The organism is Pseudomonas sp. NPDC087697, assembly GCF_044743155.1.
Taxonomy (GTDB): Bacteria; Pseudomonadota; Gammaproteobacteria; order Pseudomonadales; family Pseudomonadaceae; genus Aquipseudomonas.
In genome coordinates, this window is sequence record NZ_JBIUVW010000002.1 from 25,450 (window position 1) to 37,609 (window position 12,160).

The window sequence follows — 12,160 nt, forward strand, 5'->3', positions numbered from 1 at the left end:
ACGGCTCCTTCATAACTGCTCTCCACCGCTATAGGAAAAGGGTTTGAGTCCACTCAACAACCCATACAAACCGTGCAATGGCACGGGCAACCAGGCGGGACGATTTTCGGCTTCATACACCACTTCATAGGCCGCCTTCTCGAGGCTGAACAACGCCAGTGCGGCGTCTTCGGCATCCGGGTCTTGCCATGCATGAGCAAGACTAGCTGTTGCCTGCCGATACGCCTGAACAAACACTACCTTAGCCTCACGCAAATAACGTTCCGTCACCCGCTGACGTGCCGCCAGCGTCTGCACTGTGCCATCCACGCCCTGCGCGTTCAGCGCCATCGCCGCCGCGTAATCGAACGAGCGCAGCACACCGCTCACATCCTTGTACGGACTGTGTTTACCCCTTCGCTCATGCAACGGTCGCGCCGGCTCACCTTCGAAATCGATCAGGTAGGCATCGCCCTTGATCACCAGCACCTGGCCCAGGTGTAAATCACCGTGAACCCGCATCTGCAAACCGCCCACGGCTTTTGCCGCCAGATCCTGAATGTACTTGAGGACAGTTTTTCTCTGCTCCAGCAAACGCACTACCAACACCTGATCCGCCGCGCTCAACCTGACCTGATGCTGTTTGAGCAACTGCAAGGCATGCTCCAGTTGTGCACCAATCGCTTTGGCCGACGCCTGCTGATCCTTGTGCGTGGTGACCCGCGAACCAAACGCCGGATTGTCACTGGGTGCTGCCAATAGCTGGTGCATTTCCCCGAGGCGTTGACCGAGCATGCCCGCGAAATCTTTCAATTCAGTGAGCGCGTTGTAGTGCTGTTCCTGCTCGGAGATTGCCTCGGCCAACTCATCGCGAATCGCCCGCTCAAGGTTGTTTTGCGTCCACTCCCAGGCGTCGCCCTGATTGCTCAGATAACCTTGGGCGATCATCAACAGATTGTCTTCGCCTTGCAGATCGCGGCGGATTACCGAGCCGAGCAACGGTGAAATATGCTCGAACCCGGCAGCGGTCAGGTAAGCGCCCATCTCCAGTTCCGGGTGCACGCCGCTGGCCACTTTGCGGATCAGCTTCAGCACCAGACTGCCACCAATCACCACGGAGCTATTGGATTGTTCGGCCGACAGGTAGCGCACATCCGGGTCAGCACCCAGACCGAGCTCCGCCAGCCCGGCGGTCGGCTCGAAACGAATTTCGCCGTCGCTTGCGGCCAGCACCGTGTGCGCCTGCATCGCCTGCAACACCGCGCGAATGAATGTGTCGAGACTGAATGCGTCCGTCACCAGCCCCACCTGCCGGCCGCGCCGCACCCGCGCCAAGGCAAGCTGCTGCGGCAATGCGGTGCCGACCTGGTCTTCGGCCAGAAATCCGAATGGCAACTGATAACGACTGGTCTGACCGTTGCTGGTCACCTCGATTTCGCTGAACAGCACCGGATGCAGCGGATCACCAAAACGCACACCGTAAGCGATGTGCACCGTTTCGATACTGGAGTCCTTGCCGGCGAACCAACGTCGATTGTGCAACCAGCTCGGCAGCGCGCTTTGCTCCAGAATGGTGCGCGACGGGGCTTCGAGCAGCTCCTCCATGCGCTTTTTTAGTACCAGGGTGGTGAAGTCCGGCAGACTTTGCGCGGGTTCGACGTGCCAGCTCGGCATCTGGTTTTCCACCGCCAGCACAAACCAATAAAAACCATACGGTGCCAGGGTCAGCAGAAAATTGAGCTGGCCAATCGGCGGGAAGGCGTTACCGCCGAGCATTTCCACCGGGACCATGCCGGCGAACGCTGAAAGGTCCAGCTCGGCCGCCTGTGCACTGCGCGAGACGTTGGCCACGCAGAGGATGATTTCGTGCTTGCCGTCATCACCGGTGTACTCCCGTGTATAGGCAAGAATCCGGCGGTTGCTCGGCGAGAGCATTTTCAAGCTGCCCCGGCCGAACGCCCTGGACTGTTTGCGGATCGCCAGCATGCGCCGGGTCCAGTTCAGCAGTGAGTGCGGATCGCCGGCCTGGGTTTCGACGTTCACCGACAGGTAACCGTAGAGCGGGTCCATGATCGGCGGCAGCACCAGGCTCGCCGGGTCGGCGCGGGAGAAACCGCCATTACGGTCGATCGACCACTGCATCGGCGTGCGCACCCCATCGCGGTCACCGAGATAGATGTTGTCGCCCATGCCGATTTCGTCGCCGTAGTACAGAGTTGGCGTCCCTGGCATCGACAGCAGCAGGCTGTTGAGCAACTCGACGCGGCGTCGATCACGCTCCATCAGCGGTGCCAGGCGCCGGCGAATGCCGAGGTTGATCCGCGCACGGCGGTCGGCCGCGTAGTAGTTCCACAGGTAATCGCGCTCCTTGTCGGTGACCATCTCCAGCGTCAGCTCATCATGGTTGCGCAGGAAAATCGCCCATTGGCAGTTGGCCGGGATCTCCGGTGTCTGGCGCAGGATATCGGTGATCGGAAAACGGTCTTCCTGAGCCAGCGCCATGTACATGCGTGGCATCAACGGGAAGTGGAAGGCCATGTGGCATTCGTCGCCGTCATCACCGTGGGTGTCACCAAAGTACAACTGAGTGTCTTCCGGCCATTGATTGGCCTCGGCCAGCAGCATGCGATCCGGGTAATGGGCGTCGATCTCGACGCGAATCCGCTTGAGCACGTCGTGGGTCTCGGGCAGGTTCTCGTTGTTGGTGCCGTCGCGCTCGATCAGGTAGGGAATTGCATCCAGACGCAGGCCGTCGATGCCCATGTCCAGCCAGTAGCGCATCACCGAGAGCACCGCTTTCATGACCTGCGGGTTGTCGAAGTTCAGGTCCGGTTGATGCGAATAAAAACGGTGCCAGAAGTACTGGCCGGCCACCGGGTCCCAGGTCCAGTTGGACTTTTCGGTGTCGAGAAAAATGATCCGCGTGCCGTCGTACTTTTGATCGTCATCGGACCAGACATAAAAGTCCCGCGCCGCCGAACCTGGCTTGGCCTTGCGCGCCCGCTGAAACCAGGGGTGTTGATCAGAGGTGTGGTTGATGACCAACTCGGTGATCACCCGCAAACCGCGTTGGTGGGCCTCGGCAATAAAGCGCTTGGCGTCGGCGAGGGTCCCGTAATCGCGGTGCACGCCACGGTATTCGGCAATATCGTAGCCATCATCGCGGCGCGGCGAGGGGTAGAACGGAAGCAGCCAAATGGTGTTGACGCCCAGATCGGCAATGTAATCCAGTTTGGCGATCAAACCGGGAAAGTCGCCGATCCCGTCGTTATTGGAGTCGAAATAAGACTTTACGTGAACCTGATAAATCACCGCATCCTTGTACCAGAGCGGGTCATTGCTGAAGGTGGCTGACCTGGGTTTCTTCGCCATTGGAAACTCCTGCTGAATGGGTTAACCGCAGCCTTTGTGGTGAGGGAGCTTGCTCCCGCTCGGCTGCGAAGCAGTCGCCGATCTTGAGCACGTGGGGTCGCTGCGCAACCCAGCGGGAGCAAGCTCCCTCGCCACAAAAGCCAATCCGGCTTCAGCCTTTCGATATCCGCCATATCCCGAACGGCTGGTTCCACGGTTCGATGCGCATCCATTGGGTTTTGCCGTACCAGGTCCAGCGGTGGCCGTTCATCAGGTCTTCACCTTGGGTGACCGCGTCGTCACTCAGTCCCATCTCCCACAGCGGCAATTCGAAATGCGCTTCCTGGGCGTTGAACGGGTCGAGGCTCACCGCCACCAGAATGAAGTTACTGCCATCGGCACTGCGTTTGCCGAAGTACAGAATGTTGTCGTTCCACGCCGTGTAGACCTGCAAACCCAAATGGCTGTGCAGCGCCGGATTCTGTCGGCGAATGCGGTTGAGCTGGGCGATCTCGGCGATGATGTTGCCCGGTGCGTTGAAGTCCCGAACACGGATTTCATACTTCTCGGAGTCGAGGTATTCCTCCTTGCCCGGCACTGGCGCCGACTCGCACAGCTCAAACCCCGAATACATGCCCCACAGGCCCGAGCCCATAGTCGCCAGCACCGCGCGGATCAGAAACCCGGCACGGCCCGAGTCATGGAGGAAACCCGGATTGATGTCAGGTGTATTGACGAAAAAGTTTGGCCGAAAGCACTCGCGCCAGGGCGACTGGTTCAGTTCGGTGAAGTACGTCGCCAATTCGTGTTTGGTGTTACGCCAGGTGAAGTAGGTGTAGCTCTGGGAATAACCGACCTTGCCCAGGCGCGCCATCATCGCCGGGGTGGTGAACGCTTCGGCGAGGAAAATCACCTCGGGATACAGCGCCCGAACATCAGCGATCAACCACTGCCAGAACGGCAGGGGTTTAGTGTGGGGATTGTCGACGCGGAACATCGTCACACCCTCCTTGACCCAGCCGACCACGATGTCCCTTAGCTCCAGCCACAGGCTGGGGATCGCTTCGGTGGCGTAGAAGTCGACATTGACGATGTCCTGGTATTTCTTCGGTGGATTCTCGGCGTATTTGATGGTGCCGTCCGGCCGCCAGTTGAACCAGCCCGGATGCTGCTTCAGCCACGGGTGATCCTGGGAGCATTGAATCGCGAAATCCAAAGCAATCTCCAACCCGTGTGCGGCAGCGGCCGCGACCAGACGACGGAAGTCCTCGCGACTGCCCAACTGCGGATGAATTGCCTCGTGACCACCTTCTACACCACCGATGGCATACGGGCTGCCGTGGTCATCAGGACCGGCGGTCAGGGAGTTGTTGGGGCCTTTGCGATAGCTGCGACCAATCGGGTGGATCGGCGGGAAGTACAGCACGTCAAAGCCCATGTCCTGGATCATCGCCAGGCGCGAATGCACATCGTTGAACGTGCCATGACGTGCTGGATCGTCGGTGATCGAGCGGGGAAACAGCTCATACCAACTGGCGAACTGCGCACGTTCGCGCTCGACGTCCAGCGGGTACTCCGGACTCAGACTGAGATAGGGACGGTGATCGGCCTCGGCCATCAATCCGGCACTGCGTGGGTGCAGAAACAGCGCAACTTGCTCGGTTTCAAGCAGCCCGACCAGCTCATGGTGCAGCGCCGCCAACTGTTCGCTCAACTGACCGTCACTGCGCTCTGCCGCCTGCAGCACTTGGGTGCGCCCTTCTTGCAGCTCCAGGCTGACCGGCACACCCGCGACATGCTTTTTCTCCAGCTCATGACAGAAACTGGCGAACTGATCGATCCAGGCCTCGATACAAAACCGATACTGCCCCGGTGCAGCGACGCTGAACTGGCCTTGCCAGGCGTTATTGCCCAGATCGGTCATCACTTCGCATTGCCAGATCGAATCAGCCTCGGTACGCCAACGCACGCGCACCGCCAGCGTGTCGTGGCCATCGGCAAAAACCTTGCTGGTTACCGTCACGGCCTGCCCTTCGATGGCCTTGACCGCAAACTGGCCGCCATCAATCACCGGCATCGTGTTCTCGATGACAATCCGCGGCAGCAGCAAGGCCTGCGACAGTGGCAGTTGCGGGTTGTATTGCAGTTCAGTCGGTTTTTCAGTCGTCATCGAGCATCGCCCCTTACGCCCCATGGACGCTCTTGTGCTTGATCGTGTACTGCCTGCATGACGCTACTTAGGTTCCGAGCACCCGGCCGAGGGAAAAGTTCAGCGGGATGTTTGCCGAGCGTACTACATCACCGAAGCAGAAGCCGACGCATCAACCGTAGCAGGTGCCACCGATGGTCGTCGGCATCTGAAGGTAACAGCAGTGATTCGGTGATTTGACTGACGCAGATCACAGACCGCCGCAGACGCCTGAGATAGGGGCTGCTGCCGCGCCAACCGGGGTGCATCAAGTTGTCGCAGGGGCGGATCAGATACGCATCTGATCCGCTTTTTAATCCAATACCTGAGTCTGTTATGCAAACAGATCGGTGGTCATAGTTCATCTGCCTGATGGAGGCTGATGAGCGAAAGACCATGAGCGATAGAATCCCCGTCCGATTAGTAGAAACATTCGAGCCTTCGCGTCCAAAGATGAAGGCCAAATCCAGCGACAACCAGATTCACACCCGCAGCTTCACCGGTTTGTTCCGCACCTTGCGCCTGAGCGGTACGGGGTTTCTGTTTCTGGCGTTTTTCGGCACTGTGTGGCTGAACTGGGGTGGCCGACAGGCCGTGCTCTGGGATCTGTCGGAAAGCAAATTCCACATCTTCGGCGCGACCTTCTGGCCACAGGATTTCATCCTGCTCTCGGCGCTGTTGATCATCTGCGCGTTCGGCCTGTTCGCGATCACCGTGTTCGCCGGGCGAGTCTGGTGCGGCTATACCTGCCCGCAGAGTTCCTTCACCTGGCTGTTCATGTGGTGCGAAAAAGTCACCGAGGGCGAGCGCAACCAGCGGATCAAGCTGCAAGCCGCACCCTGGGGCCTGAACAAACTGCTGCGTCGCTCGGCCAAGCACACAATGTGGCTGGCCATCAGCGTGCTGACCGGCCTGACCTTTGTCGGCTACTTCACCCCCATTCGCCCACTGGCCAATGAACTGCTGACCCTGCAAATGGGTGGGGTCAGTCTGTTCTGGGTGCTGTTCTTCACTGGCGCGACCTACGTCAATGCGGGTTGGCTGCGTGAAGCCGTGTGCATGCACATGTGTCCGTATGCGCGGTTTCAGAGCGTGATGTTCGACAAAGACACCTTGACCATCTCCTACGACGCCGCCCGTGGCGAAAGCCGTGGCCCGCGCAAGCGCGAGGTGAAGCCGGCCGACGTGGGGCTGGGCGATTGCATCGACTGTCATGTGTGCGTGCAGGTCTGTCCGACCGGCATCGACATCCGCGACGGTTTGCAGATGGAATGTATCGGCTGCGCGGCGTGTATCGATGCCTGCGATTCGATCATGGACAAAATGGGCTACGCCCGTGGCCTGATCAGCTATACCTCCGAGCATGAATTGCAAGGTGGCAAGACCCACCTGCTGCGGCCTCGGTTGATCGGCTACACCGCCGTGCTGGTGGTGATGATCGGCGCACTGGCGCTGGCCCTGATGGAGCGGCCGATGGTGTCGCTGGACGTCAGCAAGGACCGTGGCCTGTTTCGCGAAAACAGCCAGGGGCAGATCGAAAACATCTACAGCCTCAAAGTCATCAACAAGACCCAGCAGCGCCAGGACTATCGTTTGTCCCTGGTGGATGGCGACGGCTTCCAGTTGCAGGGCAAGACCGAACTGAGCCTGGCACCGGGAGAAATCGTTGATGTGCCGGTTTCAGTGGCCATGACCACCGACAAGCCCAGCAGCAGCTCGCAGAAGATCAGCTTCAAAATCACTGACAGCGATGAACCTTCGGTGAGCAGCGTGGCGCAAAGCCGTTTTGTTGCACCGTTGAATCGTTGAGCCTTTAAGATGCAGAGCCTAAAAGATCGTCCGAACGCGGCCCGAACCTTCGGCAGCTCCTACATTGTTTTCTAAATGATACCAACCCGGGCACCCGATGAAACGCTACGAGAAATTCGCTGACGACATAGCTGAACTGATCCGCTCCGGGGTGCTCGGCCCTGGCCAGCGCGTTCCCTCGGTACGTTACGCCAGCCAGACTTACGGGGTCAGCCCGTCCACCGTGTTTCAGGCCTATTACCTGCTGGAACGTCGCGGGCTGATCCGCGCCCGGCCGCGCTCCGGCTACTTCGTCAACACCCACGCACCGAGTCCGTTCTCGGAGCCGGTGATCAGCAGCCAGGTCAGCGAGTCCACCGAAGTCGACGTCAGCGAACTGGTGTTCTCGGTGCTCGACTCGATCAAGGACCCGAACACCGTACCCTTCGGCTCGGCCTTCCCGAGCCCGACGCTATTCCCGTTGCAACGGCTGTCTCGCTCGCTGGCCAGTGCCGCCAGGGAGATGGATCCGCGCATGGTGGTCACCGACATGTCGCCGGGCAATCCGCAATTGCGTCGGCAAATCGCACTGCGCTACATGGTCGGCGGCCTGATGTTGCCCATGGAAGAATTGCTGATCACCAACGGCGCACTGGAAGCGCTGAACCTGTGCCTGCAAGCGGTGACCGAACCCGGCGACCTGGTGGCCATTGAAGCACCGGCGTTCTACGCCAGCCTGCAAGTGCTTGAGCGACTCAAGCTCAAAGCGGTGGAAATCCCCGTGCATCCGCGTGACGGCATTGACCTCGGTGTGCTGGCGCAAACCCTTGAACGCCATCCGATCAAAGCCTGCTGGTGCATGACCAGTTTCCAGAACCCGATGGGCGCGACCATGCCCGAGGCCAAGAAACAGGAGTTGGTCGAGTTGTTGCGCAGCCATCAGGTGCCGCTGATCGAAGACGACGTCTACGCCGAACTCTATTACGGCCAGCAAGCGCCGAAACCGGCCAAAGCCTTCGACACCGAAGGGCTGGTGATGCACTGCGGCTCGTTCGCCAAGAGCCTCGCCCCCGGTTACCGCATCGGCTGGGTCGCCGCCGGGCGCTATGCGCAGAAGATCGAACGGCTGAAGCTGATGACCTCGCTCTGCGCCTCGATGCCGGCCCAGGCGGCGATCGCCGATTACCTGCAACACGGTGGCTACGACCGCCACCTGCGCAAACTACGCTACGCCCTCGAAGAACAGCAAAGCGCCATGCTGGCCGCCATCGCCCGCTACTTCCCGGCCCAGACCCGCGTCAGCCAACCGGCCGGCGGCTACTTCCTGTGGCTGGAATTGCCGGCACAGATGGACTCGTTGAAGCTGTTCCAGATGGCGTTGGCCCAAGGCATCAGCATTGCGCCGGGGCCGATTTTTTCACCGACCCAGCGGTTCAGGAATTGTATTCGGTTGAATTACGGCAGCCCGTGGACCGAGGATGCCGAGAAGGCAATGGAGACGTTGGGGCGGATTGTGCGGTCGTTCTGAGACTTGAGTCGCCCCGACCGTGGCTATCGCGAGCAGGCTCGCTCCCACATGTGAAATGCATTCCCCTGTGGGAGCGAGCCTGCTCGCGATGAGGGTGGCACTGACAAAGCAAAACCTGAGGTTTAACGCCCTCCCGCCAGATCGATAAACGTCCCGGTCGCATAAGAAGCCTTGTCTGACAGTAACCAGATAATCGCCTCGGCCACTTCATCCGGGCGGCCGCCACGGGCCATGGGAATGCCCGACTCAAGCTTGCTGACCCGATCCGGATCGCCGCTCAGGGCGTGGAAATCGGTGTAGATGTAGCCGGGACGTACGGCGTTGACGCGGATGCCTTCGCCAGCGACTTCCTTGGACAGGCCGATGGTGAACGTATCCAGCGCGCCCTTGGAGGCCGCGTAGTCGACGTATTCGCCCGGTGAGCCAAGGCGCGAAGCGACCGAGGAGACGTTGACGATGCTGCCGCCCTGCCCGCCATGTTTGGGTGACATGCGCAGCAGCGCATGCTTGGCGCAGAGAATCGGCGCCAGGACGTTGGTTTTGAGGATTTTCAGAATGCGAAATTCGGACATTTCGTCGACCCGCGACTTTTGCCCGACGGTGCCGGCGTTGTTCACCAGCGCGGTGACTCGGCCCAGCTCGGTGTCGACGCGATGGAACAGGCTGATCACTTCGTCTTCGATGCTGACGTCAGCACGTACCGCAATCGCCTGGGCGCCGAGCGCACGGACTTGTTCGAGGACCTGTTGCGCGGCCTGCTCATCGGCCTGGTAGTTGATGCAAATTCGATAGCCCTGCTCAGCCGCCAAGAGCGCTGTAGCGGCGCCAATACCGCGACCGCCACCGGTGATGACGATGACTTTGTCCATGCTGATTACCCCCATTCAAACCCGAAGCCTTGCGCCGCAAGGATACCTGCCAGCGCCGGGTTTTGCATGGACTGCGAGTTTGCGCCGTGCCTGGACCGCCGCCATCGCTGGCAAGCCAGGCTCCTACGGGCTTGAGGTGTAATCGAGATTGATGGCCGACGAAGATCCTGTAGGAGCACGGCTTGCCGGCGATGGCGATCTCATGGTGGCCAGTGTTCAGCCCGTTGCCAATTGCTCGGCCCGGTGGATGTCGACCATGAACCTGTCGGCCGGTAACGGGTGGCCCAGCAGGTAGCCCTGCAACGAATCACAGCCCAACTGGGTCAGGAAGTCCTGTTGCACATCGGTTTCCACACCTTCGGCGACGATGCGCAAACCCAATGCCTGACCGAGGGCGACGATGGCCGAGACGATCGCCGCATCATCACTGTCACGCTCCAGGTCGCGGACAAAACCACGGTCAATCTTCAGCTCATTGGCCGGCAGGCGCTTGAGGTACATCAAGCTCGAATAACCGGTACCAAAGTCGTCGATGGACAGATCGACACCCATTTCCGAGAGCTGCCGGAGCACCGTCATGCTCGCGTCGGCATCGCTCATGGCGGTGGTTTCGGTAATTTCCAGGGTCAGGCTGTTGGCGGGCAAACGGTGGGTGGCCAGGGCTTTGGCGACGCTTTGAACCAGCCCGACATGGCAGAACTGCAACGCCGAGAGATTCACCGCAATTCGCCAGTGGGTGTAACCCTGGACGTGCCAGAGGTGCATTTGCCGGCACGCTTCGTTGAGCACCCAGTCGCCGATCGGGATGATCAACCCGGTTTTCTCCGCCAGCTCGATGAACTTGTCCGGCAGCAGCATGCCCTGGGTCGGATGTTCCCAACGCAACAAGGCCTCGGCACCGACGGGCAGACCATTGCTGGCGTCAAACTTGGGTTGGTAGTGCAGGCTGAATTGCTGTTGCTCGACCGCATTACGCAAATCCTGCAGCATTTGCAGTTGCTTGCGGGCGTTGGTGTTCATAGAGGCATCGAAGAAGCTGTAGCCGTTCTTGCCCGTGCCTTTAGCGTGGTACATCGCCGCATCGGCATTCATCAACAGCTCTTGCGGGGTCTGTCCGTTGCCAGGGTACACGGCAATGCCCACGCTGGCAGAGATCTGCACGTCGTGTTCAGCAACCCGGAACGAGCGCGAGATCAAACCCACCTGACGCGCCGCCAGACGCAAGGCATCGTCGGGTTCCGCGAGCTGCACCAGCAATACGAATTCGTCACCGCCAATCCGCGCCAGCGTGTCCTGGCTGCGCAGGTCCTCGCGTAAACGCACCCCGACTTCGCGCAGCAACTGGTCACCTATATGGTGACCAAAGGCATCGTTGACCGGTTTGAAACCGTCCAGATCGATGAACATCAACGCGAAACAACCGCCCTGCTCCTGCACCACATGCATGGCTTGATCGATGCGATCGGCCAGCAGCACACGGTTCGGCAACCCGGTCAGGGTGTCGTGCAACGCCAGTTGGGTGAGTTCGCGGTTGGCCAGGGTCAGTGAGTTGGCCAGCTCGGCGGTGCGTGCTTCAAGACGCGCATCGAGGATCGAGGTCAGCAACGCGATGCTCAACACCGCCAGGGTGGTGATCAGCACCAGGTTGTCCAGGCCCTTGCCACTCAAACCGTCGAGTGCGGCGCCACAAAAGCTGCCATCGGCAAAACGCGCTGCCGCCATCGCGGTGTAGTGCATGCCAACAATAGCGAAACCCATGACTACTGCTGCGCCGCCACGCGCGAAGCTCACATACGGGGTGTTCTGGCGCAAACGAAAGGCGATCCACAACGCCGCGGCCGAAGCGCCGACCGCGATCACCAACGAGGCGCCAAACAATGTCGGATCGTAATCAATGCCTGGTTGCATGCGCATGGCGGCCATGCCGGTGTAGTGCATGCCGCTGATGCCCGCGCCCATGATCAATGCGCCAAACGTCAGTTGCCAGCCCGGCAGACGCGGCTGGCTGACCAGCCACAACGCGAACCCGCAGGACAGAATAGCGATCACCAAAGACAAAAAGGTGATGCCGATATCGTACCCGAGAATAATCGGCAGCCTGAACGCCAGCATGCCAATGAAATGCATGGACCATACGCCCACCCCCATGGCCAACGCACCACCCGCCGTCCACAGGTGAACCGCCCGACCTTTGGCCGTTGCGATGCGTCCGGTGAGGTCCAGGGCGGTATAGGAGGCAAGAATCGCCACACAGAGGGAGATCAAAACCAGGGCGGGGGAATAGCTACCGATGAGCATCAGAACTTCTCGTGGCCGCCCCGTCGGACTGCATCCATGCTCGTTGGGGCAAAGTGCGCGATTGTACTGGTTCCAACCACGAACGCACTCACAAAGTAACCAAAAGGCCATTAGTGCGACGGACAGTCTGTATCGAGTCGAACATGCCCTTACAGCTGA

At 60.0% G+C, this 12,160-nt stretch carries 7 protein-coding genes and 1 pseudogene; 4 read left to right on the forward strand and 4 right to left on the reverse strand.

Annotated elements, in window-relative coordinates; translation table 11 throughout:
- Positions 1-9: 9 nt before the first annotated feature.
- Both treS and ACIPIN_RS02385 read right to left on the reverse strand, forming a co-directional pair.
- The gene (treS, locus tag ACIPIN_RS02380; RefSeq protein ID WP_401114768.1) at positions 10-3,351 is read right to left on the reverse strand and encodes a maltose alpha-D-glucosyltransferase; all 3,342 of its coding nucleotides are present in this window, start codon (positions 3,349-3,351) and stop codon (positions 10-12) included.
- A gap of 151 nt (positions 3,352-3,502) precedes the next feature.
- Complete coding sequence (locus tag ACIPIN_RS02385) at positions 3,503-5,500, reverse strand: alpha-1,4-glucan--maltose-1-phosphate maltosyltransferase (RefSeq protein WP_401114771.1); 1,998 nt, start codon at positions 5,498-5,500, stop codon at positions 3,503-3,505.
- Positions 5,501-5,624: 124 nt separating this feature from the next.
- Between ACIPIN_RS02385 and ACIPIN_RS02390 the strand changes: the two are divergent.
- From ACIPIN_RS02390 to mapR, 3 genes and pseudogenes are all read left to right on the forward strand, one after another.
- Positions 5,625-5,719 (forward strand): annotated as a pseudogene (locus ACIPIN_RS02390) (DUF3203 family protein); the annotation flags it as partial.
- Positions 5,720-5,914: 195 nt separating this feature from the next.
- Positions 5,915-7,327, forward strand: a complete 1,413-nt coding sequence (gene ccoG, locus ACIPIN_RS02395; protein ID WP_401114774.1) for a cytochrome c oxidase accessory protein CcoG — start codon at positions 5,915-5,917, stop codon at positions 7,325-7,327.
- A gap of 97 nt (positions 7,328-7,424) precedes the next feature.
- The gene (mapR, locus tag ACIPIN_RS02400; protein WP_401114776.1) at positions 7,425-8,834 is read left to right on the forward strand and encodes a GntR family transcriptional regulator MpaR; all 1,410 of its coding nucleotides are present in this window, start codon (positions 7,425-7,427) and stop codon (positions 8,832-8,834) included.
- Positions 8,835-8,956: 122 nt separating this feature from the next.
- Here mapR and ACIPIN_RS02405 read toward each other — a convergent pair whose 3' ends face one another.
- Entirely contained in the window at positions 8,957-9,703 is a 747-nt protein-coding gene (locus tag ACIPIN_RS02405) for an SDR family oxidoreductase (protein ID WP_401114778.1), read from the reverse strand.
- On the opposite strand from ACIPIN_RS02405, the gene ACIPIN_RS02410 reads away from it, so the two are divergent.
- Positions 9,702-9,845 (forward strand): hypothetical protein, encoded by a 144-nt coding sequence (locus ACIPIN_RS02410; protein ID WP_401114781.1) that lies wholly within the window; start codon positions 9,702-9,704, stop codon positions 9,843-9,845. The genes ACIPIN_RS02405 and ACIPIN_RS02410 overlap by 2 nt on opposite strands.
- A gap of 74 nt (positions 9,846-9,919) precedes the next feature.
- Here the strand turns inward: ACIPIN_RS02410 and ACIPIN_RS02415 are convergent, their stop codons facing one another.
- On the reverse strand, positions 9,920-12,001 hold the full coding sequence (locus ACIPIN_RS02415; RefSeq protein ID WP_401114783.1) for a putative bifunctional diguanylate cyclase/phosphodiesterase: 2,082 nt from the start codon (positions 11,999-12,001) through the stop codon (positions 9,920-9,922).
- Between the last annotated feature and the right edge of the window lie 159 nt (positions 12,002-12,160).

Excerpts from the sequence above, each read along its gene's own strand:
- treS (WP_401114768.1), bottom strand. The coding sequence starts at position 3,351 with ATGGCGAAGAAACCCAGGTCAGCCACCTTCAGCAATGACCCGCTCTGG.
- ACIPIN_RS02385 (WP_401114771.1), bottom strand. The coding sequence starts at position 5,500 with ATGACGACTGAAAAACCGACTGAACTGCAATACAACCCGCAACTGCCA.
- ccoG (WP_401114774.1), top strand. The coding sequence starts at position 5,915 with ATGAGCGATAGAATCCCCGTCCGATTAGTAGAAACATTCGAGCCTTCG.
- mapR (WP_401114776.1), top strand. The coding sequence starts at position 7,425 with ATGAAACGCTACGAGAAATTCGCTGACGACATAGCTGAACTGATCCGC.
- ACIPIN_RS02410 (WP_401114781.1), top strand. The coding sequence starts at position 9,702 with ATGCTGATTACCCCCATTCAAACCCGAAGCCTTGCGCCGCAAGGATAC.
- ACIPIN_RS02405 (WP_401114778.1), bottom strand. The coding sequence starts at position 9,703 with ATGGACAAAGTCATCGTCATCACCGGTGGCGGTCGCGGTATTGGCGCC.
- ACIPIN_RS02415 (WP_401114783.1), bottom strand. The coding sequence starts at position 12,001 with ATGCTCATCGGTAGCTATTCCCCCGCCCTGGTTTTGATCTCCCTCTGT.